Annotated in this window: 17 protein-coding genes; 13 read left to right on the top strand and 4 right to left on the bottom strand. The window is 50.1% G+C overall.

The annotated features are described in order from the left end of the window. Positions 1-3: 3 nt before the first annotated feature. On the bottom strand, positions 4-5,133 hold the full coding sequence (locus M3P05_RS14065) for a response regulator (protein ID WP_249700387.1): 5,130 nt from the start codon (positions 5,131-5,133) through the stop codon (positions 4-6). 428 nt (positions 5,134-5,561) lie between these two features. Beyond that, positions 5,562-6,455 carry a hypothetical protein gene (locus M3P05_RS14060; RefSeq protein ID WP_249700386.1) on the bottom strand — a complete coding sequence of 298 codons (894 nt, stop codon included), beginning with the start codon at positions 6,453-6,455 and terminating at the stop codon, positions 5,562-5,564. Positions 6,456-6,773: 318 nt separating this feature from the next. On the opposite strand from M3P05_RS14060, the gene M3P05_RS14055 reads away from it, so the two are divergent. Both M3P05_RS14055 and M3P05_RS14050 read left to right on the top strand, forming a co-directional pair. After that, positions 6,774-8,030 (top strand): valine--pyruvate transaminase, encoded by a 1,257-nt coding sequence (locus tag M3P05_RS14055; protein WP_249700385.1) that lies wholly within the window; start codon positions 6,774-6,776, stop codon positions 8,028-8,030. A gap of 208 nt (positions 8,031-8,238) precedes the next feature. Continuing rightward, positions 8,239-8,775 carry a hypothetical protein gene (locus M3P05_RS14050; RefSeq protein WP_249700384.1) on the top strand — a complete coding sequence of 179 codons (537 nt, stop codon included), beginning with the start codon at positions 8,239-8,241 and terminating at the stop codon, positions 8,773-8,775. 65 nt (positions 8,776-8,840) lie between these two features. On the opposite strand, the gene M3P05_RS14045 is transcribed toward M3P05_RS14050, so the two are convergent. Continuing rightward, positions 8,841-10,238, bottom strand: a complete 1,398-nt coding sequence (locus tag M3P05_RS14045) for a YfcC family protein (RefSeq protein WP_249700383.1) — start codon at positions 10,236-10,238, stop codon at positions 8,841-8,843. Positions 10,239-10,970: 732 nt separating this feature from the next. Here M3P05_RS14045 and arcA point away from each other — a divergent pair. The 10 genes from arcA (at position 10,971) to M3P05_RS13995 (ending at position 22,794) form a co-directional block, all read left to right on the top strand. Then, the gene (arcA, locus tag M3P05_RS14040) at positions 10,971-12,191 is read left to right on the top strand and encodes an arginine deiminase (protein WP_249700382.1); all 1,221 of its coding nucleotides are present in this window, start codon (positions 10,971-10,973) and stop codon (positions 12,189-12,191) included. Between the two features lie 168 nt (positions 12,192-12,359). Continuing rightward, positions 12,360-13,361 carry an ornithine carbamoyltransferase gene (gene argF / locus M3P05_RS14035; RefSeq protein WP_249700381.1) on the top strand — a complete coding sequence of 334 codons (1,002 nt, stop codon included), beginning with the start codon at positions 12,360-12,362 and terminating at the stop codon, positions 13,359-13,361. 326 nt (positions 13,362-13,687) lie between these two features. Next, positions 13,688-14,626, top strand: a complete 939-nt coding sequence (locus tag M3P05_RS14030) for a carbamate kinase (RefSeq protein WP_249700380.1) — start codon at positions 13,688-13,690, stop codon at positions 14,624-14,626. Positions 14,627-15,002: 376 nt separating this feature from the next. Beyond that, positions 15,003-16,397 (top strand): V-type ATP synthase subunit B, encoded by a 1,395-nt coding sequence (locus M3P05_RS14025; protein ID WP_249700379.1) that lies wholly within the window; start codon positions 15,003-15,005, stop codon positions 16,395-16,397. 3 nt (positions 16,398-16,400) lie between these two features. Beyond that, complete coding sequence (locus tag M3P05_RS14020) at positions 16,401-17,027, top strand: V-type ATP synthase subunit D (RefSeq protein WP_249700378.1); 627 nt, start codon at positions 16,401-16,403, stop codon at positions 17,025-17,027. Between the two features lie 4 nt (positions 17,028-17,031). Further along, the gene (locus tag M3P05_RS14015) at positions 17,032-18,828 is read left to right on the top strand and encodes a V-type ATP synthase subunit I (protein WP_249700377.1); all 1,797 of its coding nucleotides are present in this window, start codon (positions 17,032-17,034) and stop codon (positions 18,826-18,828) included. Positions 18,829-18,830: 2 nt separating this feature from the next. Next, positions 18,831-19,277, top strand: coding sequence for an ATP synthase subunit C (locus M3P05_RS14010; protein ID WP_249700376.1), 447 nt, complete (start codon positions 18,831-18,833; stop codon positions 19,275-19,277). Positions 19,278-19,399: 122 nt separating this feature from the next. After that, positions 19,400-20,074 (top strand): hypothetical protein, encoded by a 675-nt coding sequence (locus tag M3P05_RS14005; RefSeq protein ID WP_249700374.1) that lies wholly within the window; start codon positions 19,400-19,402, stop codon positions 20,072-20,074. 162 nt (positions 20,075-20,236) lie between these two features. Continuing rightward, positions 20,237-20,929, top strand: a complete 693-nt coding sequence (locus M3P05_RS14000; RefSeq protein ID WP_249700373.1) for a DUF2764 family protein — start codon at positions 20,237-20,239, stop codon at positions 20,927-20,929. A gap of 26 nt (positions 20,930-20,955) precedes the next feature. Next, entirely contained in the window at positions 20,956-22,794 is a 1,839-nt protein-coding gene (locus M3P05_RS13995) for a V-type ATP synthase subunit A (protein WP_249700372.1), read from the top strand. Positions 22,795-22,856: 62 nt separating this feature from the next. Here the strand turns inward: M3P05_RS13995 and M3P05_RS13990 are convergent, their stop codons facing one another. Further along, a complete protein-coding gene (locus M3P05_RS13990) occupies positions 22,857-24,011 on the bottom strand; it encodes a hypothetical protein (protein ID WP_249700371.1) in 1,155 nt (384 codons plus the stop codon). Between the two features lie 407 nt (positions 24,012-24,418). Here M3P05_RS13990 and arcC point away from each other — a divergent pair, with 407 nt between their 5' ends. After that, positions 24,419-25,372, top strand: coding sequence for a carbamate kinase (gene arcC / locus M3P05_RS13985; RefSeq protein WP_249700370.1), 954 nt, complete (start codon positions 24,419-24,421; stop codon positions 25,370-25,372). Positions 25,373-25,729: the final 357 nt, after the last annotated feature.

The raw sequence follows: 25,729 nt of genomic DNA, 5'->3' as shown, positions 1-25,729 counted from the left end.
GCGCTATCCCTCTACTACAGCGGTAGATATTACTCTTTCAGACAACTCATCCAGCAGTATCAAAGCCTGCTCAAAATCATAAACTCCCAGAGCCTGTTCAATCTTCTTGACCTGCTCTGAAGCATCGGAACACCTGGAAAGCTTCGGCGCCAGGGAGGCAAAACTATCAAGTGCCTCAGTATCATCGTCAGCGATCAGCGCCCTGATATCAGAAAGCTGTTGGCTGATTTCTTCAGCACTCTGCAGCACAGAATCGTCTTTATGCGACTCAGTCTGAATAGGTAAAAGTCGCATCAGTTCAAAATTTTCGCGATAATTTTCTAGTTCCTGAATGCTCTGAATCACTTCATCGAGTACTTTTTTCAAACGGTTACATTTCTGCATAAGAAGTGGGAGCAGCCTATTCTGCTCTGTATCCTGCTGCAGCTCAGATGCAATATTTGACAACTGGCGGGCACCGATATTTCCAGCCACTCCTTTCAGGGTATGAACAAGACGAACTGCCTGTTTGGTATCGCCCTGTTCCAGAGCATGAAAGTATCCTTCAGCAAAGCAGGACTGAGAGGAAACAAACCTTGTCAGGAGCTTGTAGTACAGGCTATTTTTATTCTGGCAGATATTCAGACCTGCCTGATAATCCACCCCTATCAGCAGATTCCAGTCCCACTCATCCATGCACTCAGGTTTGGGAGCTTTTTTAACAGATGCACCAGGATTTCGGGGTTTTACCCAGCGAGCCATCTTCGTGAACATATCGTCAAAATCTATTGGCTTGGCAATATGATCATTCATTCCGACTTCAAGTACTTTCTCCCGGTCACCAGCCATGGCATTGGCCGTCATGGCTAGAATAGGTAGGTTCTCCCATTCCGGATTTTTCCGGATTCTGCGAGTGGCTTCATAGCCATCCATCACAGGCATCTGGCAGTCCATTAACACGCCGTCAAAAGTATTATTGGCAAGACTTCTCACAGCCTGAAGGCCATTCACAGCCAGCTCAACTGAAATGCCGTTACTCTCAAGAAGATCCAGAGCCAGCTCCTGGTTTATTTCATTATCTTCAACCAGCAGAATTCTGGCTCCAGCCAGCTGAGCAATGGCTTTCTCCGCTCCAGTGCAGGTACAGTCTTTTCTGGTACAGGCAAATTCCTTTTCCCCATAAGCACTGCTCACTGCGTCCATCATAGATGAAGCAGTCACCGGCTTGGAAAGGTAGGAGTGGATATGGTTGCCTTTCCCTCCAGCACTTCCAGAAACGGCATAGTCCTGACCAAAAGCTGTCACCAGAATGCAGCGAGGCGGAGTCTGACGACACTGCTCTGAAATCAACCTTGCCGTGCTGGCACCATCCAGACCCGGCATACGTGAATCAAGCACAACCAGGCTATAGGGTACAGAGGCAGACTCAGCTTCAAGTACCATTTGCAAAGCCTCATTGCCACTTTCTGCCTGATCGACATTCATGCCAAAACTTTCCAGTATGCCGGTGCCGATTTCGCGAGCAGTAGGACTGTTATCAACCAGCAGTACTCGTCGATTGCGAAGAAACTCTATGCCAACAACAGATTCTGAGACTGCCCGTACCCCAAGCTGGATCACAAACTGGAAGTTCGCACCTTCTCCCGGATCACTTTCAACCCAGACCCGGCCACCCATCATATCGACCAGCCTGTGGCAGATAGCCAACCCCAGCCCGGTTCCGCCGTAGCGTCGTGTTGTTGAGGTGTCAGCCTGAGAGAAGGATTGGAACAGCCTGGACATCTGGTCTTCAGACAGGCCGATACCGGTATCTTTAACAGAAAAGTGCAGTTCAACGCTGGTCTCAGTCCGTTCGGTAATACGTGCAGAGACCAGCACCTCACCCTCTTCGGTAAACTTGACCGCATTATTACCAAGATTCATCAGAATCTGGCCGATTCGCAGTGGATCACCCACCAGCTCCGGCATATCCACAGGCAGGGAGAACAACAGCTCCAGCCCTTTATCTTCCGCCTGAAGGCCTAGCACACTGCTCATATCACCAAGAACATCTTCCAGGCGAAACGGCACCTGCTCCAGCTCCATCTTTTTGGCTTCAATCTTGGAAAAATCGAGAATGTCATTAATTACACCCAGCAGTGACTGGGCAGAACGGTGGACCTTCTCGATGTAATTACGCTGCTTGCGCTCCAGTTTGGTCTGCAGCACCAGCTGAGACATACCCAGGATGGCATTCATGGGTGTGCGTATTTCATGACTCATATTGGCCAGGAAGTTACTCTTGGCCAGAGATGCCTGCTCAGCACTGTCACGGGCCTGACGAAGCTCACGCTCCATCAGCTGACGCTCAGTGATATTACTGAATACAACTACACAGCCACGAATGTCTCCATCCTGCTCAATAGGACAACAGCTGTACTCCACAGGTATACAAAACCCGGCCTTGGTCCAGAAGCAGTCTTCCTGATTAGTTTTTGACTCGCCATTAAGCAGAGCCTGGGCAATCGGAAGTTCAGCGGGATTACGGGCACGTTTTTCCCGGTCACTGTGCTGTATCAATGGCAGTAAAGAGCGTCCATGGACTTCCTCTTCCCGACAGCCAAGCAGCTTGAGGGCGGCATCATTGATAAAATTCACCCGGCCGGTTTCATCCAGCCCAAACAACCCCTGACCCACCGAGGTCAGAATCAGTCGACTCTGTTCTTCCAGCTCAGCCAGCTCGCATGTTCGATCATTAACCTTGCGATCAAGCTCTTCATTGGAGGCTTTAAGGCGTTCATTGACCTGGCGTCCAAGGTTCAGCATGAACATGATGTAGGGAATGATAAAAATAAAAACCAGCCCCAGTACCAGCAAAAGTCCGTACTTCAGGGTTCGATAACCGGCAAGGTGATAGTCCTGACTGATTTCGGCAACAAACCCGATACCCAGTGCCGGATTCCAGATGCCCAGGCCATAACTTTCCTCACCGGCATTATTCTGGAACTGGGCGAGTCCACTGGTGCGAACTACACCACGCTTCATGCTTTCTTCATAGAAATTGGCTAGAAAATAGCCATCAAGAGAGCGGTAAACCCCGAAATCGGCGGTCGATTGCTCCATATCCAGCGCCATGCCATGGCTATTCACAGGAAACACCTCGGTTCCGCTGGAAGCACTGACATCCTGCAGATAGCTGTAGAGTTTACGGGAGAAATTCATACGGCTGACAACTAACGCAATAGATTCACCATCCTCACCAAAAACGGGGGTTATGGTGTAGCTCTGCCACTTACCGGAGACGTGGTTAGTATCATTATTCAGGTTTTCACCATTTTCTTTTTGCTTATCATTTCCTGCAACAATGGCAGGAGAGATCCATTGGGTCTGGGAGTATTGAGCCTGCCGGATATATTTATCAGGAATTCGTGATAGTTCATCACTGCCATCGCCAATCAGAATCTTTCCGTTCAGATTCATGATCGCCATTTGCCGGTTATCGAGGATATTCTGATAACCGTTCCAGTAATCCTGCAGCTTTTTATCAATTCTTTGAATACCCCTGATATCATTCTCATCAAGAACCAGAAGCTGTTGAATAAGGTGTTTAGGCTCAGGCTTATTCACCACATGAGACACTATCCCGTTCTCAAATGAGAACATGCGATTCACGCGCTCATTAGCCGTATTTACCGCTAGCTTTAACTGCGATTGCGCCTGGAGCTCCTCCTTCTTCAGGTTGTACTGCAGAATAAAACCTGCCAGAGCCCCGCTTAAAGTAATAAACAGAGCAATACTTATCATCACCAGCCGGGCGAATCTCTGGGAGCCGAAGGAGAGTTTGGAGTTATCAGAACCGGAATGCCGTGCCATGGATCGGGCAATCAGGAACAGCGCTCCCAGGACCACAATAAAGACAACGACCAGATTAACAGTTGCCCTGGCCGTATCATCACCATATCCACCAACAGAACCATCAGCTAATTCAGCATCAGCAATCACATACTCATTGAGTATGTTCTGTTTCTCTTCCTGGGGAATCGAAAGCAGAACCTTGTTAACAATGGACAGCAGGATTTTATTATCCAACTGCACAATCCAGTGCATATCTCTTGCCGGCAGGGCATCCTGACTGATCAGTTTCAATCCGCCAATTGAATTCATCAGCTGCAGATTGTTAACCACAATTGGAGCTTCAACCAAAGCATCCACATCACCATTGAGCAATGCCTGCACACAATCCAGCAGGCTGCCCTTTTCCACCAGTTCTATATCGGGAAAAGAGCGCTTGATCATGTCACTGATCAGATAGTTTTTGACGGCGGCAACTTTCTTGCCCTTTAGCTCATTGAAACCATAAATCCCGGTTTGCCCCTCTCGGACATAAATCGCATCTTTCACCCTGACAATCGGTGGACTGAACAATCCAAGGTGACGGCGTGAGGAGTCGTAGAGAATGCTGGACATCATATCAATCTCGCCTTCGGCAAAGCCGCTCAGAAGATCAGAGAAAGGTCCAGTCACGAAATGAATTTTCAGACCTGTTCGCTCCTGAAAGCGAAGTAAGTACTCAGCCAGCACACCCCGGGGCTGCCCATTATCATCCATGGAAATCAGAGGGGCGTACTCTGCAACAGCCACACGGATTTCCTTGTGCTTCTCAATCCATTCTTTTTCTTTTTTACTGAGGGTTAAGGAAGGGGTCAGCCTGTCAAGACTGGTGTCACCATCGTAATACACTTCCAGCCTGGCAATCATCTCTCCCTGATAAACGATTGCCTGAATAGTGGTGGGGTATTTCAGGGTTTCTGTGGCAATCTCTCCACCAAAAACACCCTGCTCATTATTCTCCCGATGGTACGTTAATAGAGATTGTCCTGATGCCGTGTCAACAATCCTTACAGCACGAATGCGCACATCCTGACTAACAACAAACTTCAGCGTCTGCTGTAAATTTTCAATATCCAGGTTATAGACGAAGGTCTTGCTGAGGTTTGCCAATTCGCTTGCTATTTGATAATCCCGGTGTTCAAGCTCTATTGCACGACTTATATCACCAAGCGCCTGGGCATTGGTAGTTGATACCAATCCTCCCCACGACAACATAATCAGGACTAATAACTTGAGCAGGTAACAAGAAAAATACACATACCTGTGCAGAACAACAGTACGCAAGAAAGCTACACCTCTGCCAGTAACTTTTGACTGCTATCCATCTGTGGAAACCCTTAGAGTCTGCTTACTGTAATAAAGCATCCTGGGTATATAAACGAGAACACATGAAAGAAGAGTGTGAGACAGTTCTAAAATACGTTCTATTTCCAGTGGATACAGTTTCTCATTCGAGGTGATATTATATTTTTTATTACGCAATCACTACTTTGATTACAAAAAAACAATCAATAGAACAAATAAATAATAATCAAACCATTAAAAGTCGACGTTGCCAATATCTAATAAATAGGTAATCAACACATTCAAAATGATCTCAATCAATTTATCTTCGATTAAATTATCAACTCACATAGCCTGTCTTTCTGAGAGCCTGCTCTTAAGAAGGTTTTGAACAGGCTCTTATTCGACTACAGGGTCATTATCTTATTTCAATTGGCAGAACTTCCTGAATCATTCTCCTGCCATACTGTCCCGAGTGCCTTTTCATCAATTACCGCACGCCAGGGAAACTCCTGATCCCGCTGAATTTCATAGAGGTGCTGAGCCATAACATGCAGCGATGTACGCATCCCACCTTCTACCTGTTCATCACAGCGGAAGAAATCTTCCCCAAGCTGGTAACCCTCCTTCCAAAGGGGAATCGCAGCTTCAACCTTGCACAGAAACCGCCTGACCGATAAAGCATCCTCCCTCTCTCTAAGCCGGGTTTCCAGAGTTCGCAGATAGGCCAGTAAAACTCTCGGATCATGAGAACTGCGTTTGTCCTGCCATTCCAAAACCCGTGAACGGCATTCCAGCATACGGGCAGCGGTGATGGTCTCGCTTACGAACAGACCGGTATTCCAGAAATCACTGACAGTCACTGGCAGAACAGCAGGCTCACCGGGTGTCACTCTTAAGGAGCGATTCATCACATCCTCGACCAGAAACTCAGGAAGACTCTCCAGCCGCCACAAGGCCTCCTGACAAAGCTCATCTATGGAAAGGTGGATAAGTGCCCGCGCCTGTTCAACCTGCCAGTGGTTAACCTTGGTCAGCAGGCCGCCCGCCCGCTTGATCTGTCCATCTGGCTGCACCTGCAATAACCCGACGGCCATCAGGGCTAGATCAGCCCGGGCTTCAGCCTCCTGCCTCTGGCACTCACTACTGCCAGCAAGAACCTGCTCTCTCTCTTCGGCCAACCCCCGCTCAAGGCAGGCCATAACCTTCTTGGTCAGCCGTCTTCCCGCCAGTCTCTCCAGCGGCAACCACTGCCCATTAAAACCATTGGCGTAAGTCATATATTCAGACTTGGCAGCCAACTCATTCCCCCTGTCATCCACCGCAGCAACCTCCCGTGTAAACCCGCCTGCTAGTAAATGGCTATCGGCTTAAGGGAAAAATTCTTCGTGCTGGATTTATGCTTATTTTCTATGAAAATTTCTCAGCTTCAGCTTAAAAATTGTATTGGAGCACTCACTGAGAGCCCAAATCCACTGACATGATCTTTTCCGGTCTGTACGAATTCACAAGAAAGGCTACAAAACAGTAATATATTAAGAGTAAAGGGGAAAAGACCTTACACTGTCTCGTTTTTTGCAGTCATTGATCAATGCATAACCTGACGAGGAAATTCATTCCACCGCGACCCAGAGAATAAGATGAAGCTGTCCAAATTTGGGGAAAAATTCACCAGCCATTCCGGGATCTTGTCCCTGATGGATGATCTTGGAAATGCCCTGGCTGATAATGACCATATGATTATGATGGGGGGAGGCAATCCGGCGCACATTCCTGCGGCAGAGGAAGTCTTTCGTCACCGCCTGCAAAGCATCGTAGACTCCCCGGCAAACTTCACACGCTTTATTGGCACCTATGACCCTCCCGCTGGTGACCAGTCCTTCTGCCGGGATCTGGCCGCCTTTTTGAAACGCCAGTTTGGCTGGAAACTGACCGAAAGTAATATCTGCCTGACCCACGGAAGCCAGACAGCATTCTTTATGCTGTTTAATATGCTTGGTGGTCAGACCAGCAGCGGTCAGCACCGGCGCATCCAGTTACCCCTGGCTCCTGAGTATATTGGCTACAGCGACTGCGGTATTACTGAAGACTTCTTTGCTGCAGCCCGTCCGGATATTGAGACTATTGATGCCCACACCTTTAAATACCGGGTTAACTTCGACAACTTAGCGGTTAACGACGACACAGCGGCTCTCTGCGTTTCAAGACCCACAAATCCAACCGGCAATGTTCTGACAGACCGGGAGATCGAAAAGCTGGACAGCCTGACCCGCCAGCATGATATCCCTTTCATTATTGATGGAGCCTATGGCCTGCCATTCCCAGAGTTGATCTTTACCGAAGCGGCTCCTTACTGGGATGAACATATTATTCTTTGCCTGAGCCTGTCCAAGCTGGGTTTACCGGCTCTACGCACCGGAATTATTATTGCCAGTGAAGAGGTCATCCAGGCTATTTCCTCCATGAATGCCATTATAAGCCTGTCACCTAACAGCGCGGGCTGCCTGCTGGTGAACAAGATGGTTGCTGATGACAGCATCATTCACCTGAGCAAGACTGTTATCCGCCCCTGGTACGAAGAGAGGCTCAAATTCGCCACTAAAGAGTTCAGAAAACAACTGGGCGATTTACCATGGGCCATGCATAAACCGGAAGGAGCCATGTTCCTGTGGTTATGGTTCAAAGATCTGCCCATCACCAGCCTGGAATTATATGAGCGACTTAAACAACGTGGCGTGCTGGTCGTTTCAGGGCACTATTTTTTCCCGGGAATCAATGATGACTGGCAGCACAAAAATGAGTGTCTGAGGGTAACTTATACCCGTGATCAGGAGACTGTTGGCAAAGGCATTGCCATCATTGCTGAAGAAGTTCGCAAGGCCTACTCCGAGCAGTAGATCTTCACCTCAGCGTTAACCACCTGATATTCACCGGCCAGAATGATCGGCCGGTGAATCTGAAATAAACCTTCCGGTTCGCACCTTCGGATCAAATAAGCAGAAAACCAACACTCGGTAACCAGTAATAGAAGTCTTTTAACCACACTGCTGGAATTTCCTTCGATCCCCTTCTAAGTTTCAGCCATCTTCTACCGAGGATTCATCCATGCACCGCCTGCACACCCCATTGCTGGCCTTAAGTGGGTTATTACTGATTACACAGCCAGCACTGTCAGAATCACAAAACCCGCTCAAAAATGCTCCAGCATCTAAAAGCTCAAGCACTAACCTTCCCCTCGAAAAAATCATAAGTATTGCGAGAGAGAAAAATCCCACCATGCGGATCATCAACACATTCAAGGAACAAATGGGAGGCAAGGAAGTTGACCGCGTTTTCTATTTTCTTCCGGACAAGAAAGAAGCCAGGGTTATGACGCTGGATCCAGTCACCGGAACCGTCATGGATGATCACGCCTATAAAATTCCCGAAAAACAACAGACGATTCCACTGGAAACCCTTCTTTCCAACCTGCGCACCAAATACAGCATCGTCAAAGTTATCAGAACCCGTACAGCACAGAGAGATGGAAGGGATGTTCGTATCATCCTCTATGTCGACAAGCTTAAGCAGCAGAGAACCATGGTCGTCGATACCAAAACCGGAGAAGTTATTTCCGATAACGCCCGGAAACTATCTGGCTGATGGCCGCCCTTCTATCATGAAAAAAGCAGCCTGAAGCTGCTTTTTTTTTGTATCTTGTAAGTTCTTTATGCTGAAACACTTAGCAAAATCATCACCAGCACACTGAGAATAATCAATAACGGCCAGACAAAGCGAATCCATTTATCGTAGGACACCCTGGCAATGGCGAGGCCACCCATAACAACCCCGGAGGTAGGCGTCACCAGATTCACCACACCACTGGCTGACTGGTAAGCAGTCACAACCAGATCCCGGGCAACATCAGAGAAATCAGCCAAAGGTGCCATGATCGGCATTGTCAAAACAGCCAGACCAGATGTTGAGGGAACAAAAAAGGACAGGACAAACTGTATCCAGTACATAACATTAATAAAGGCAACAGCTGACAACCCACTGATCGCCTGCTCAGCCCAAAAAAGAATCGTGTCGGTAATCAAACCTCCATTCATTACCACTACAATTCCACGGGCCACACCAATGACCAGTGCAACACCCAGCAGATCTGCAGCACCAGCAACAAATGTATCAGTGAACTCTTTTTCACTCAGCCGCCCGACAAAGCCAACAATGATCGACATTACCAGAAACAGACCGGACATCCGCGCCATCCACCACCCCTGGGACGACACCCCCCAGATCATGATTCCGAAAGCGACTATAAAAAGAAGAAGAATAAGCTTGCGCTGACCGTTGAGCTCCGGAACCTCTTCACCGGCCGATGCCAGAAAGTGCTCACGATTTTCATCATACTGAGAGGCAACCAGCGAAAGTCCAGAATCTCGCTTAACTTTTTCTGCATAGCGCATGACATACGCTATGCAGAGAATTAAACCAATCGCGTATATCGCCAGACGAAGATTCAAGCCTTCCGTAAAAGAAACCCCGGCAGCGTCTGAACCAATCACCGTTGCAAACGGGTTCACGGTCGAGCCAAGAGTACCCATTCCCGCCCCAACCATAATGACGGCGACAGCCGTTAGAGAATCATATCCAGCAGAAATCATGACCGGGAGTAACAGCAGATAAAACGGCAGCGTCTCTTCTGCCATTCCGTATATCGTCCCCCCGAGAGAAAACAGGAACATAAGTATGGGAATCATCCATTTTTCCTTACCCGCCATACTCGACATGGCAGCAGCGATCCCGGCATCGATAGCTCCCGTTTTCGTCACCACCGCAAGAAAGCCACCAATAAACAGCACAAACAGGGCAACATCTATCCCATTAGCTTCATAAGAGTCCGGATCGTAAAAGCCTGCTATTGGTGCAAGTACAACATCTTCAAAGCCCTGGGGATTGGGTTCAACTTCGTGGTAAGTCCCGGCAATAGGCACGTCCCTTCCAAGGGCATCATCCATTTTCGTCTGGTACTGACCTGCGGGAACAATCCAGGTCAGGATGGCAACAAATATAATTATGGCGACAAGTATCGTATAAGCTGAGGGAAAGCTGAATTGCTTCATGGCTGAAGACCCTTCCAGGCTACTGGAAATAGATGAGAAGCCACCGAACATGCAAGCCAGGTTCTGTTGACATGAAGTGCGTCAGCTAAATTTCTCCATAGCCTGCAAAAAATCATCAGACTCTGGCCCTGAACACTGGCGCTGAACAAATGCCAGAAAACAAAACGTCAGCTTACGTTTGCCTGCCCGGTTTCAAGTTTGGGGATTTATAGTCGAAGAGGCTGATTTTTGCATAGCCAGCATTCAGCTGACTGAATGCTCTACAGGTTCAGTCAACTGCACGGGTAGAAAAATATCACCTGAAAAAGCACTTTTAAAAAACCATGACTTGCGTCAACTGCGTAATGGAAAGGATCTATAATTGCCCGCTAGTGTGCGCATCCAACCCAAAACTGGTTTCAATATGATCAAACGAACCAAATCCAATAATTTCTATAAATTATTTATTAGTCATTAGCGAAGCTAATTAAGTATTAATGCGCAATGCTAAAGAAATGAGTGAGGGATAGTCTATGCCCCACCTAAACAGGTTTGCTTATCGCCGTTCAGCATCGCTAATAAGGCAATGGATACTGCAATTTTCATCAGCAGCCTCCCGGTTTGGCTTTAGATGCATTGTACTGAACCTGCTGGAAACACTTTTTCATCTTCCAGACCAGGGACAAAAGTACAGAAGGTTTTCTGAGCGGCAGGACTGAAACGCCCTGTTATTCATTCTTCAGGAGAACTGTAATGTCTCGCTTTTACGTTGGTTCCGAAGTTGGTCAGCTGCGAAAAGTACTGCTGCACCGTCCCGAGCTGTCTCTGCGTCGTCTAACCCCATCCAACTGTGAAGACCTGCTGTTTGATGATGTTCTGCGCATCGAACAGGCTGGCGAAGAGCACGATGCTTTCGCACAGGTTCTGCGTGATCAGGGCGTTGAAGTCTTCCTGCTGCGCGACACTCTGGCTGAAACTCTGGCCAACCCTGAAGCCAAGACATGGGTTCTGGACTGTCAGGTTAACGAGCACCGCTACGGCCCATCTCTGGCCCGCGAAGTTCGTAACTACTTCGAAAGCCTGAGCAACCACGACTTGGCTTCTCACCTGATCGGCGGCCTGACTGTTGACGAGCTGAACTCCGCCTGTGGCAGCCCTACTCTGGGCATGATGAATCAGACTGATTTCATCCTGGATCCAATTCCTAACCACCTGTTCACCCGCGACACTTCCTGCTGGGTATACGGCGGTGTATCCGTAAACCCAATGGCCAAGCCTGCACGTAAGCGTGAAACCGTTCACATGCGCGCCATCTACAAGTTCCACCCAATGTTCAAAGACGCTGATTTCCACACCTACTACGGTGACAGCGACATGAACTACGACCTGGCTACCATCGAAGGCGGCGACGTACTGGTTATCGGTCGTGGCGCCGTTCTGATCGGCATGTCCGAGCGTACCACTGCACAGGGTGTTGAAAACCTGGCTCGCGGTCTGTTCAAAACTGGTCAGGCCAAGAAAGTTATCGCTCTGGAACTGCCTAAGGCACGTAGCTGCATGCACCTCGACACCGTGTTCACTCACATGGATGTTGACTGCTTTACCTACTACCCAGACATCATGAAGGGTAACAACTGCTGGGAACTGACTCCTGGTGACAACGAAGACATCGTCTTCACTCAGGTTAAGGATGGCTTCACTAACGCTATCGCACGCGCACTGGACCTCGACTCCCTGCGTATGATCCCAACCGGCGGTGACGTATTCGAAGCAGAGCGTGAGCAGTGGAACGACGCCAACAACGTTCTGGCTGTTAAGCCTGGTACTGTCGTTACATATGAGCGTAACGTTTACACCATCGAGAACATGCAGAAGGCTGGCATCGAAGTTCTGGCTATTCCAGGCGAAGACCTCGGCCGCGGCCGTGGTGGTGCTCGCTGCATGAGCTGCCCAATGGAACGTGACGACATCTAATTAATTCAGGACTGCCTGACTACTATATATATGTAGCAACATTTATATAGCTGTATTGATGATACAGCCAGCAGTCAGGCACGAAAGAACCTTACGGGCCCTGCGGACAACAAGCTTCCCGCAAGGCTATTGCAACACCTTAGATCTTTTGTAATCAGGATCACAATCATGGCTTTTAACCTGCGCAACCGTAGCTTCCTGAAACTGCTGGACTTCACCTCCAAAGAAATCCAGTACATGCTGGATCTGTCCCGCGATCTGAAGCGCGCAAAATATGCTGGCACCGAACAGCCACGCCTGAAAGGCAAGAACGTTGCACTGATTTTTGAAAAAGCATCCACCCGAACTCGCTGCGCATTTGAAGTGGCTGCTTTTGACCAGGGCGCCCAGGTAACTTACATCTCCGGCGGCTCCCAGATGGGCAAGAAAGAGACTGTAAAAGACACTGCCCGTGTTCTGGGTCGCATGTACGACGGTATCGAGTTCCGTGGTTCCAAGCAGGTTCACGTTGAAGAACTGGCTGAATTCTCCGGCGTTCCTGTATGGAACGGCCTGACTGACGAATGGCATCCAACCCAGATCCTGGCTGACATGCTGACCATGCTGGAGCACGGTCGTGGCAAGCAGTTGCACGAAATGAAGTTCTGCTACCTGGGCGACGGCCGCAACAACATGGGTAACTCCCTGATGGTTGGCCTGGTTAAGATGGGTGTTGACTTCCGTATCGCAGCTCCTAAGGCTTACCAGCCAGAAGAGTGGCTGGTTGAAGAATGCCAGAAGATCGCTGAACAGACTGGCGCCAAGATCACCCTGACCGAAAACGTTGACGAAGCCGTTAAGGATTGTGACTTCCTGTACACTGACGTATGGGTATCCATGGGTGAACCTGCCGAAGCTTGGGACGAGCGTGTTAACCTGATGAAGCCTTACCAGGTGAACGCTGAAGTTATGGCCAAGACCGGCAACCCTCTGTGCAAGTTCATGCACTGCCTGCCTGCCTTCCACAATGAAGACACCACCATCGGTGCAGAAGTTGCTGAGAAGTACGGCATGAAAGGTCTGGAAGTGACTGAAGAAGTATTCGAATCCGAGCACTCCATCGTGTTCGACGAAGCTGAAAACCGCATGCACACCATCAAGGCTGTGATGGTTGCAACTCTGGGCGACTAATTTCCCCCGAAACAATTCAGCAGCACATAAAAGAGGGGAGCATTTTGCTCCCCTCTTTTATGTAGGTATTCCAAAATAATACTCAAGCATTCTTGAGCATGGCTGCGCTCATAGAAAAACAACGGCACCACAAAACATCACGTGATGGCATTAGCCTGTCGCCCCCATCAACAGAGACGTAAAAGAGGTTTTCTTCGCTGAGATTAGTTTTTTTGACTATAAGAACAGAATCAGATTCACTGAAACCCTCATCCAGAGGTGCAGCAGGACGCTACACCGTCACGATATCCACTTAAAACACGATTGTATTCAGGAGGAATCGGGACATGCTCGTTGTTATGGCCCTTGGCGGAAACGCCATCTTACAACGCGGACAACCACTCGAAGCACATATCCAGAGAGAAAATATCAGGCTGGCTGCCAAGTCCATCGCTGAAGTAGCCAAGGATCACCAAGTGGTATTAACACACGGCAATGGTCCGCAAGTTGGTCTGCTGGCCTTAATGAATGAGGCCTACGAAGAGGTCAACAACTACCCTCTGGACGTCCTGGGAGCCCAAACCCAGGGAATGATCGGTTTTATGTTTGAGCAAGAGCTGCGTAATCATATGCCAGGGCAAAAGGTTTGTACGGTTTCTACTCAGACCATTGTCGACCCGACAGACCATGCCTTTCAGAATCCGGACAAATTCGTCGGTCCGGTTTATACCTACGAAGAGGCACAGGTGATACAACAAGCTAACCCGAATTGGGTACTAAAAGAAGATGGAAAATACTACCGAAGGGTTGTTCCGTCTCCCCAACCCAAAGAAGTGCTCGAATTACCATCACTTCGGCACATTGTTGCCTCCGGTGACATCACTGTGATCTGCGGTGGGGGCGGTGGTATTCCTGTCAGACGCGATTCCGAGGGAAAATTACACGGCATAGAGGCTGTTGTAGATAAAGATCATGCATCCAGATGCCTGGCAGAAGGCCTCGAAGCTGACGGACTAGTACTACTTACCGATATCACTGCTGTTGAAACAGATTACGGAAGCCCTGATTCCCGCAAGATCAAGCTGTGTACGCCGCAAAAAATTAAGGACTTCCACTTTGCGGCCGGCAGCATGAGCCCAAAGGTTGAATCCGTATGCCACTTCGTCAGAGCAGGTGGTAAGTTTGGGGGTATTGGCCCGTTGAACCGAGCTACAGACATTCTGAAAGGTGTTTCAGGAACTCTTATCAAGTTGGATGTACCCGGTGGAATCACATACTACGACTGAACAAACATCGGGAACCCACTGATTTATAGAGACAAACACCGTTCGCATGAGTATAATCGCGAACCCTGATAGTTTCTGAATACAATTCAGTTAGATGTTAACCCGGAGTAGTAATAACAAACCCCAAATCTGTCGGGGTTTATCCACAAGTGCACAACCAAAGCTTCAGCAGCTGAAAGGTTTTTCACAGGTTTCGCAAACACCCGTTCACGTTCAACAGTGTATCAACGGTCGTTTTTTTACTGACCAAGCGAATTACCTCTAATAAACAATTACAGCAAAGTCATGCGTATGGATGTGCATTTGTGGATATACGCCCGATATAAACGGTGTGTTTGATTATTCCGCAACTCCGTTGTAAGGACAGGAAACAACTATGTCCCAGAGCCTTTTACGCTACACCAATATACTCAGTATTGTGGGAGACATCATCCGGGTGGAAGTACCCAATCTGGATGGTGCCCAATCTCAGGCCCGCAATGGTGACCTGGCGCTGATCGAGCAGGACGGACAGCCCTACTCCCTCGCACAGATCATCAAGCTGAACCGCCACGAAGTATCCCTGCAGGTTTTTGCCGGCACCAAGGGTCTGTCCACCGAAGCAGCTGTCTGCTTCCTGGGTGAGCCAATGCAGGCAACCTACTCCCCTAACATCCTGGGCCGTATCTTCAATGGTGCGGGTGAAACTATCGATGGCGGCCCCGCTCTCGATCAGGACCCCAAAGTTGTTATCGACGGACCTTCCGTAAACCCAGCCCAGCGTGTTCTGGCATCCCGCATGGTACGTACTAACGTACCTATGATCGATGTATTCAACACCTTGGTTGAATCCCAGAAGATTCCGATCTTCTCCGTATCCGGCGAACCCTACAACCAGTTCCTGGCCCGTATCGCGATCCAGGCTGAAGCTGACGTTGTAGTATTCGGCGGCATGGGTCTGATCTTCGATGACTACCACTTCTTCAAGACTGCTTTCGAAGAAGCTGGCGTATCTTCCCGTACCATCATGTACTCCAACCAGGCATCTGACCCGACTGTAGAACGTCTGATGATTCCTGATCTGGCCCTGGCGACTGCAGAACACTTTGCGGTAGAAGAAGGCAAGAAGGTACTGGTACTGCTGACCGATATGACCTCCTACGCTGACGCGATGAAGGAAATCGGTGTGGCAATGGACAAGATTCCTGCCAACCGTGGCTATATGGGTGACCTCTACTCCCAGCTGGCCAAGCGTTACGAAAAAGCTGCCGACTACAAGGGCGCCGGTTCCGTAACCATTCTGGCCGTAACCACCATGCCAGGTAACGACGTAACCCACCCTGTTCCAGATAACACCGGTTACATCACCGAAGGTCAGTTCTACCTGCACGACGGCGTCATTGATCCGTTCGGTTCTCTGTCCCGTCTGAAGCAGATGGTTATCGGTAAAGAGACCCGCGAAGATCACAGCCAGATCATGAACACCATGATCCGCTTCTACTCCGAAGGTATGAACGCTAAGCAGAAGCAGGCCATGGCATTCGAACTGTCTGACTACGACCTGAAGACCATCCAGTTCGCCGACCTGTTCCGTGAACACTTCATGAAGCTGGACGTAGCCATGAGCCTGGAAGACGCTCTGGATCTGAGCTGGGAAACCCTGGCCAAGTGCTTCAACCCTGAAGAAACGCTGATGAAGCAGAGCCTGGTTGAGAAGTACTGGCCTCACAAGGCTCAGGTGAATGCTGAGGCAGCTACTGCCCAGAGCGCCAGAGAAAGCACGGAGGCCTAAACCATGGCCGGCAAAATTGCGCTGAACAAAAGTTCGCTCAATAAGGAGAAGCGCAGTCTCAAGACGTTTAACCAGTATCTGCCCGCGCTGGAACTGAAGCGCCTGCAGCTGATGGCTGAACGTAAAAAAGCCGAGAAGGCTCTTGAGGAAGCAAAACTCCGTATTGAGCAGATCGAAGGCGATATCGCCGCCCAGCTTCCGATGCTGGCCTGCGAAGATATCGTACTGGAAGATCTGGTAAAGGTGACCAATATCGTTCTGGGTGAACAGAACATTGTTGGCACCACCGTTCCCATGCTGGAACGGGTTGACGTTGAAGTCACTCCTTACAGCTTCCTGGTTCGTCCCCACTGGGTGGACTTCCTGGTTGAAAAGCTGAAGGAAATGACTGAACTGCATATCGAGCGTCAGGTTCGTGAACTGCGTTACAAGGAAATCAGTGCCGCGACCAAGACCACGTCACAGCGCGTCAACCTGTTCTCCAAGGTGCTGATCCCTCAAACCAGGCAGAACATCGCGAAGATCAAGATCTTCCTGTCCGACCAGGATCGGGCCGGCGTTGTTAACGCCAAGATCTCGAAATCCAAGATGGATGCTGCCGCAGCTGCTGCGGCAGCAGAGAGAGGATGAGCGGATGAGTATAAAAGCACTCAAGAAAATTACGCTCTACGGGCTGTCCAGCGAAAAGAAATCGCTGATGCGCGGAATGCAGGATCTCGGCTGCATGCACCTGATTCCCCTGGGCGAAGCCCAGAACGGTGACAGTGAGCTGACCGAACCGCAATCCGCCAAAGAAGCCCTGAGCTGGTTGTCCAGCTGCCCCAACAAGCGTCGCGAAGCCCGCTCTACCGGCGAGCTGACCGCTGATAGCATTGTTTCCGCAGTTCTGGAAAACAAGCAGGAACACCGTCAGGCCGCTGACCAGCGCGATGCACTGGTCAAGCGTATCCAGGAAGTGCGCCCCTGGGGTGATTTCTCCTTCCCGGATCTTACCGAGATGGCGGATGTACGACTCTGGTTTTACGTTGTACCCCAGCAGGAGATGGAAGCTGTTGAAGCTCTGGACCTGCCCTGGGAGATCGTACACAAGGACCAGAAAGACTGTTACGTCGTTGTTCTGGCGACTGAAGAACCTGAAGCCGAGCTGCTGCCGGTGAAGCGTTCTCATGTGGGTCAGCACTCTCTTACCGAGCTGGAAGAGATGCTGGAAAAAGCCGAGATGACACTGGAAGACAAGCAGGGTGAGCGTGAAAGTCTGACTCGCTGGATCTACATCATCTCCCAGGCCGTTGCCCGCTTTGAAGATGAAAAGGCTCTGTCCGACGCCTGCAAGGGCGCTTTGGAAGATGACCAGTTCTTCCTGGTATCCGGTTGGATGCCTGCTGACAAGGAAAGCGAAGTCCGCAGTTTCGTCGCCGACCTGCCAGCTGCTGTAACGATTGAAGAGCCGACTGACGAGGATACTCCTCCGACGCTGCTCGACAGCCCTGACTCTACCGGTGGTGGTAGTGAAGCATTCAGCTTCTTCCAGGTTCCCAGCTATCGCGCATGGGATCCGGGCGGCATGGTGTTTTACTCCTTCTCCCTGTTCTTCGCCATGATCATGAGTGACGCGGCTTACTGTGCAATGTTTGCCGGCATCATCTTCATGAACCGTGGCAAGCTGGGTACCAGTGTTCCTGGTCGCCGACTGATGAACATGGGTTATTTCATGTCCGCCCTGGGTGTGGCATGGGGTGTGATGATTGGCAGTTACTTTGGTGTTGCCCCGGGTGAGGATACCTTCCTCGGCAAGCTCGCCTTTGTCGATCTGAACAACTACGACGCAATGATGGCTCTGTCCATTGCTATCGGTGTCGGTCACCTGGTGATCGCCAACCTGATGAGCTTCTGGATAAACCGTTCAAGAAGTACCGCTTATGCCCCGCTGGGCTGGGCAGTTCTGATGACCGGTGGCCTGGGCATGTATCTCGCTAAAACCGGTTACATTCCTGCGTCTCTGGCAGATGTTGTTGCTCCTGGAGTAATGATTGCCGGCGCGGTCCTGATCTTCCTGTTCACCAGTGAACGCAAGATCACCTCCGCAGGCTCTTTTGCTCTCCGGATTCTCGATGGCCTGAAAGGCGTTTATAACGTCACCGGTGCCTTCGGCGACATCCTGAGCTACATGCGTCTGTTCGCACTTGGCCTGTCCGGTGCATCCCTGGCCATGACCTTCAACAGCCTGGCTCATGACGCCTTGAACAGCAGCCCCGTTACCGGTGTTCTGTTCGCGGGAATTATTTTGCTGCTGGGACACGTCCTGAACTTCGCACTCTGCATCATGAGTGGCGTGGTACACGGCATGCGTCTCAATGTCATTGAATTTGTTAACTGGGGTATGTCTGACGAAGGCTACCCGTTCAAAGCGTTTCGTAAACAAGAGGACTGAAAATGGAACAACTGATCATCGCACTGGGCTGGGTAGGCGTATTCGCACCTGTTGCTCTCGGGGCTGTCGGTTCTGCAATTGGCTGCTCTGTAGCCGGTCAAGCTGCCTGTGGTGCAATGCTGGATGTTGAATCCGGTTACGGTAAGTTCGTCGGTGTATCCGCGATGCCTTCTTCTCAGGTTATCTACGGTATCGTAATCATGTTCACCCTGTCCGCTCTGGGTGTATCCGAAGCAACCAGCGCCGGCCTGTTCGGTATCGGTCTGCTGACCGGTGTTGCTCTGATGTACTCCGCCATCTACCAGGGTCAGGCTGTTGCAGCGTCCATTAACGCTTCTAAGAACAAGCCTGAAGTTTTCGGTCTGTCCATCGCTCCAGCTGCGATCGTAGAAGGCTTCGCGGTATTCGCCTTCGTATTCGCTCTGGTACTGGGTCAGGCAATCGTCTAATCGCTGACAGCCTTGAGTTTATTAAAAGCTTTGAGCTGGGAATGCGGTTGCCATGTTGCTGAAACTTATTGCAGAAGCAAAGAAACCGCATTCTTTAGATAAGAAATGTAAAGGAGAGATTGATGACCGTATCCAACGATCAAATCTCTGTCGGCGTTCAGGAGCTGATTGAGAAACTGCGCACCCAGGGCGTTAGCTCTGGCCGCACCGAAGGTGAGCGTCTTCTGGAGAACGCTCGCCAGGAAGCTGCCGAGATTGTTGCACAAGCCCGCAAGGAAGCCGCAGCTATTACTGCCAAGGCCAAGAAAGATGCAGAATTCACCATCAAGTCTGGTGAAGAGTCTCTGCAGCTGGCTGGTCGCAACGCTGTTCTGGACATGAAGAGCTACCTGCTGGAGAAATTCTCCGAGCGTATTCAGGAAGCCGTGTCCAAGGAAATGTCCGACCAGGGCATCCTGAAGCAGATGATTCTGGAAGTTGCCGGCCGCAACAGTCTAAAAGGCGAGAGCAATGTTGAAGTTGTTCTGCCTGCCAAGATTGTTGGCGTTGAAGACCTGCGCAACAACCCTGAAGATCAGAAAGAAGGTACTCTGGCTTACTTTGCTGCCCGTAACGGTCAGGAAATGCTGATGGACGGCGTGACCTTCTCTGTCAGTGAAGAGCAGAAGTCTGGCATCACCTTCCGTCTGAACGACAAAAACATTGAGGTGGAACTGGATGATAACGCTGTCAGCACTATGCTGCTGAGCCACCTGCAGCCCCGTTTCCGGGTTCTGCTGGAAGGCGTTATCAACTAGCAACCGTTACCGGATAAGGGTTGCCATTGCATCCGGCAAGCGACGGAACACGGTCAACGTATTTCCGTCGTTTGTAACTGCAAACAGCCATGAGAAGGCTTACGCCTGTTATGGGGAAAGCCAGTTCAACTGGGTTTCCAGGTCACATGTACGGAGCAAGTCATGGCAGAAAATGCCTACTACACCTTACTGACTTCGCTGCCCCACATTGATTCCCTGTTTAACAGCAGAATCACTCCGATCTCCCGCTTCCAGCTGGACAAGCGACTGTCCATGCTCAGCACCGCAGACCAGCAGCGACTGGTCAAGATCGAGAGCCTGCTGCACTGGGATCAACTGGACGACGAAGTCGAAGAGAAAGCCCTGATCCATCAGGCAGAAAGAACCCGTGCCGAACTCGACAGCCAGGCCCTGAACGATCTGATCGACTGGCGCCTGGATATGCGCACCATCGTTGCAGCCCTGCGTCGCAAGCATGCGGGACAGCCAGCTCCAACCGAGCCCAAGTGGAGCTATGGCTCCCGTTACGAATACATTCGTAACCATTGGGGTTCCGCAACACTGGGACTGGGCAGTGCATTCCCCTGGATTCCCAAAGTTGTGGAATGTCTGCGCAATGGCGAGTGCATCGCACTGGAAAAAATTCTGCTTCAGGCTGTCTGGGATCACCTGAGCCATATGGCCATGAAGCATAGCCACGATTTCGAAGCCGTAGTCATTTACGTACTGCGCTGGAACCTTGTGGCACGCTGGACGGCCTACGACACCGAGAAGGCCCGTGTCCGCTTCCGCAGTCTGGTTGAAACCAGCCTGGGCGAATTCCGTGACCAGCTGCCAACCGGCCCAGAAGCGTAAAGAGCAGTGGCGAGGATTACAGGTTTATGAGTACAAATATCGAAAAGCAAGCCACGGCCAATGTGGTCGCGGTTAACGGTGATATCCTCACCATCCAGGCTGGCAGCGATGACGTTCGCCTGGTAAAGAACGAAGTGGTTTATGTGAGCCCCAGCCGCACTGAAAACGCTGAAGGCACTCAGGAACTGCTGATGTCCGAAGTACTGCGTGTTAACGGCCGCAGTGCAGACATCCAGGTATTCGAAGACACCAGCGGCGTTGGTGTTGGTGATGAAGTTTTCCAGACTGGCGAACTGCTGTCTGTCGAACTCGGCCCTGGCTGCCTGTCCCAGATCTTCGACGGTCTGCAGAACCCGCTGGAACGTCTGGCCCAGATCCACGGCACTTTCCTGAAGCGTGGTGTACAGGTTGACGCACTGGATCGTTCTAAAGAGTGGTCCTTCGTTGCCACTGCCCGCGTTGGCGACAAGCTGCGCGCCGGTGAAACTCTGGGTACCGTTCAGGAAGGTCGCTTCACTCACAAGATCATGGTTCCCTTCTTCCAGAAAGGCGCTGTATCCATTGAGTGGATCCAGGAAGGCACTTTCACTGTTGATACCGTGATTGCACGTGTTCGCGATGAACAGGGCAAGGAAATCGAGCTCAACATGATTCAGCGCTGGCCTGTTAAGCAGTCCATCGCCGAAACTCTGGGCAAGAACGGCAAGACCGAACGTCAGTTCCCGTCTGAGCCACTGATTACCCAGCAGCGCCTGGTTGACACCTTCTTCCCGATCGCCCGTGGGGGTACTGGCTGCATCCCTGGCCCATTCGGCGCCGGTAAGACTGTAATGCAGCACACCCTGTCCAAGTACGCATCTGTTGATATCGTAATCGTTATCGCATGTGGTGAGCGTGCTGGTGAGGTTGTAGAAACCATCACTGAATTCCCGCAGCTGTCTGACCCGACCGGCTCCGGTACTCTGATGGATCGTACCACCATCATCTGTAACACCTCCTCCATGCCTGTTGCGGCACGAGAGGCGTCCATCTACACCGGTATGACTCTGGGTGAGTACTACCGTCAGATGGGTTACAACGTTCTGCTGCTGGCTGACTCCACCTCCCGCTGGGCACAGGCGATGCGTGAAACCTCCAACCGTTTGGAAGAGATTCCAGGTGAAGAAGGTTTCCCAGCGTACATCGACTCCGCGATCAAGGGTCTGTACGAGCGTGCAGGTGTCATCACCAACGAAGACGGCGAAAGTGGTTCCATGACCATGATCGGTACCGTATCTCCGGCCGGTGGTAACTTCGAAGAGCCAGTGACTCAGTCCACACTGGCGACTGTGAAGTGCTTCCTGGGTCTGTCATACGACCGTGCTTACAAGCGTTTCTTCCCTGCGGTAGATCCGCTGATCTCCTGGTCCCGTTACCTGGATCAGCTGGCTCCATGGTACAAAGAGAATATCTCTGAGACCTGGGTCGACGAAGTGAAGGGCATGCAGAAGCTGATCTCCACTGGTGAAAGCATCAACCAGATGATGCAGGTAACCGGTGAAGAAGGTGTTACCCTGAACGACTACGTAACCTTCCAGAAAGCCCTGTTCCTGGACATGGTTTACCTGCAGCAGGACGCGTTCGACAAGATCGACTCAGCCTGCCCAATGGAACGCCAGCGTTTCTGCTTCGATCTGATTGCCAGCATCGCCAACAACGAGCTGAGCTTTGCAGACAAGACCGAAGCCCGTGAATTCTTCATGAAGCTGACCGGTCTGTTCAAGAACCTGAACTACGCTCACTACGAGTCTAACGAGTACAAAGAGTACGTCGTTAAGGTTCAGGAACTGCGTGATCAGCACATTGCCTCTGTGGTAGCTGCTTAATCAGTGCATGTTCAAAAAAAGACCGGCATATTGCCGGTCTTTTTTTATTTAAACAGAACAAATTACAAATCTTTATCATCCAGATCTAGTTCATCAATAAACGTTGTGTAGTACACACCATCCAGAAGGCTTTGCCCCCACTCATAGGTTTTTCTGGCCAGATCGTTCCTTCCTTGCAGGGCCTGGCATAGTGCCAGAGCTCCGACCAATGACCTGGACTCATCCCGATAAGCAGGGTCCCGTGACTCGACAATCGAAACCCACTGCATCAAGTCTTGCCCAAGCTGCCGCCCCCAGAGCCGCAAAGGTCTCAACATCTCTCCATCATACTTTTCAGCTTCCCTGACATAGAAACGGGCACACTGCATTGGCGCAGCTCTGACCAAACGCCTCTTTCGACGGTTACCAAGCTTCATACAGTGATCTACAGACTCCTGTAACTGATCAATCAGCAGGGCGTGATCAACCAGACAGGAATCGATCGCTCTCTTCTCAACCTTGACGGCGTCATCTGACACCAGACATTCTTCCGGAAGCTTCAACGCTTTCTTAGCCGTTATTAAGTTGGGAGCCCCTTTCTCACTGATCTTTCTTATACCCTTAGTCAAGGTCTCCCGGGCAGCCTCCTCTTTACCTCCAAGTACTTGCATGGCGGCAAGAACTTCAAAAGCTTTTTCCAAATCCTGACGAGCTTCATCACTATCCGGAAAATTTTTCAGCCAATAATGTAAGTCTTGTTCGACCTGTCTGGCTTGATACATCACCCGGGCCGTCAATCCATCATCTCGCCCACTTGCATGCTGCAAGTAGAAACGAATGTGACGGATCGGATCTTTTTCAGAAAACCATGATGGATGGGAAAATTCAGTCAAGGGGCTGGTCTGGCAAAACTTATTTTCAACCAGTCTAAGATTATTCTGAATAACCTTAGACATGACTAAGCAATCTTTAAGAGATTTTTTTGGCTTTTCTAAAACTTCAACTTCTTCGGTCTTGCCAACCTCGCTGATACTTCTGGATTTCAGCCTCCCTTTTGAAACCATCAGAGATTCATCATCTGATGAAAAATACCCTCCTTCATCACTATCTTTATGTTGAACAGTTTTGCCAGCCTTTTCACCTTTATGTTTTAGTGGCAGAGGTAAGTTTTTAGTCTTTTCAGATGTTACCGGAGATCGCGCTCCTGAAGCTGAACCCTGAGGGGGATTAATAGACATAACCAGACTCATCCATGAACCTTAGAATTTACTAACTATAGCCTTGCTCATCTGCAGTTTATGCAAATGGGCGAAAACACTTACTAATCTGATAAAAATCGTCTTTCTCACCCTGCTTTTTTATCTCACATCATGCCCTTTCCCAAATAACCCACCCGACGTATTTTTTTCTCCATTATGTCGCCAGTTTTAGCCATTGTAGCTATGAACTTTTTCAATCAAGGCATTGATAAGAAAAATTAATAGCAATTAAGAGAATCTACTTATTCCCTGAAAATGGCATGGTCATATCATGGACACACTATTCGGAGAAGTTTCTTTACTCCTCATATTTGCGTCCTTCAGGCAAGGATACCCCTTGAGTTAGGGCGTTCAGAACCAACATAACTGTTTCAAGGAATACCGAGATGCGCATCGTCATCGCTCTGGGCGGCAACGCCATGCTGCAACGTGGACAACCTCTGGAAGCTGCTATTCAACGTGAAAACATCCGTAAGGCTGCTGAAGTGATTGCCCGTGTTGCCAAGGACCACGAAGTTATCCTGACTCACGGTAATGGCCCACAGGTTGGCCTGCTGGCTCTGCAGAACGCAGCTTACGACAAGGTTTCTCCTTACCCCCTGGATGTTCTGGGCGCTGAAACTGCCGGTATGATCGGTTACATGATGGAGCAGGAACTGTACAACCAGATGCCTGGTGCACAGATCGCCACCATGGTTACCCAGACGCTGGTTGACAACAACGACCCTGCTTTCCAGGATCCAACCAAGTTTGTTGGCCCTGTTTACGGCAAGGAAGAAGCTGAAGCCCTGGCTGCTGAAAAGAACTGGAGCATCAAGGCTGACGGCGAATACTTCCGTCGCGTAGTGCCTTCTCCTCTGCCCAAGAGTATTATTGAAGTAGAGATGGTTAAGAAACTGTCTGAAATGGGTGCCCTGGTTATCTGTTCCGGCGGTGGCGGTGTTCCAGTTCGCAAGCTGGAAGATGGCAAGCTGGAAGGCGTTGAAGCCGTGGTTGACAAGGATCTGACTGCAGCTCTGCTGGCTGAGCAGATGGGTGCTGATGCACTGGTTATCATGACGGACGTTGCCGCTGTATGCGTAAACTTCGGCCAGCCAGATCAGAAAAAAATCCACAAGGCTTCTGTTCAGGGCATTGGCGAGCTGGACTTCCCTGCCGGCTCCATGGGTCCAAAGATCGATTCCTGTGCTCAGTTCGTAGAAAAGGGTGGTCGTTTTGCCGCTATCGGCAGCCTGTACGATGTTGAAAAGATCGTTACCGGTGAAGCCGGCACCTGGATTACCAACGAAGTTGAAGGCATCTCTTTCTATGAGAAGAAAGAAGAAGCCGCTGTAGCCTGATCTCCCCCGGGTAGGATGTAACAATCCTGCCCGCCTTTTACCTTTGTTATCTTCTTCCTTCTAACTCGCCACCTTCTCATACCAAATCATCTATATTTCCAAGACTCCTTGTTAACGGCTACGCACACTACTAGCAGACAGCTATCGTATAAAAAAAACCGCCTTTAATTACAAATAACCTCACCTTAAGCCCCACCTTATAGCAATTAGTGTATAAAACATCGCCATTTCAGCTTTTTTTATACCCGAACTTGCAAGCCAACATTCCCCTGCTAGATATACCCCTTAGCTTTCCAACCCACTACTTATTAGAACAAGGCCTGCCAGGTGTACAGCAGAGGAAAAAACATGCCAGCT

It is taken from the genome of Parendozoicomonas callyspongiae, from assembly GCF_023502345.1.
Lineage (GTDB): Bacteria > Pseudomonadota > Gammaproteobacteria > Pseudomonadales > Endozoicomonadaceae > Sansalvadorimonas > Sansalvadorimonas callyspongiae.
Note: the sequence above shows the minus strand (reverse complement) of the source record. Positions and strands in the feature narration are given on the sequence as shown.

Excerpts from the sequence above, each read along its gene's own strand:
- M3P05_RS14000 (WP_249700373.1), top strand. The coding sequence starts at position 20,237 with ATGGCAGAAAATGCCTACTACACCTTACTGACTTCGCTGCCCCACATT.
- argF (WP_249700381.1), top strand. The coding sequence starts at position 12,360 with ATGGCTTTTAACCTGCGCAACCGTAGCTTCCTGAAACTGCTGGACTTC.
- M3P05_RS13990 (WP_249700371.1), bottom strand. The coding sequence starts at position 24,011 with ATGTCTATTAATCCCCCTCAGGGTTCAGCTTCAGGAGCGCGATCTCCG.
- M3P05_RS14045 (WP_249700383.1), bottom strand. The coding sequence starts at position 10,238 with ATGAAGCAATTCAGCTTTCCCTCAGCTTATACGATACTTGTCGCCATA.
- M3P05_RS14005 (WP_249700374.1), top strand. The coding sequence starts at position 19,400 with ATGACCGTATCCAACGATCAAATCTCTGTCGGCGTTCAGGAGCTGATT.
- M3P05_RS13995 (WP_249700372.1), top strand. The coding sequence starts at position 20,956 with ATGAGTACAAATATCGAAAAGCAAGCCACGGCCAATGTGGTCGCGGTT.
- arcC (WP_249700370.1), top strand. The coding sequence starts at position 24,419 with ATGCGCATCGTCATCGCTCTGGGCGGCAACGCCATGCTGCAACGTGGA.
- M3P05_RS14015 (WP_249700377.1), top strand. The coding sequence starts at position 17,032 with ATGAGTATAAAAGCACTCAAGAAAATTACGCTCTACGGGCTGTCCAGC.
- M3P05_RS14010 (WP_249700376.1), top strand. The coding sequence starts at position 18,831 with ATGGAACAACTGATCATCGCACTGGGCTGGGTAGGCGTATTCGCACCT.
- M3P05_RS14050 (WP_249700384.1), top strand. The coding sequence starts at position 8,239 with ATGCACCGCCTGCACACCCCATTGCTGGCCTTAAGTGGGTTATTACTG.
- M3P05_RS14025 (WP_249700379.1), top strand. The coding sequence starts at position 15,003 with ATGTCCCAGAGCCTTTTACGCTACACCAATATACTCAGTATTGTGGGA.
- M3P05_RS14020 (WP_249700378.1), top strand. The coding sequence starts at position 16,401 with ATGGCCGGCAAAATTGCGCTGAACAAAAGTTCGCTCAATAAGGAGAAG.
- arcA (WP_249700382.1), top strand. The coding sequence starts at position 10,971 with ATGTCTCGCTTTTACGTTGGTTCCGAAGTTGGTCAGCTGCGAAAAGTA.
- M3P05_RS14055 (WP_249700385.1), top strand. The coding sequence starts at position 6,774 with ATGAAGCTGTCCAAATTTGGGGAAAAATTCACCAGCCATTCCGGGATC.
- M3P05_RS14030 (WP_249700380.1), top strand. The coding sequence starts at position 13,688 with ATGCTCGTTGTTATGGCCCTTGGCGGAAACGCCATCTTACAACGCGGA.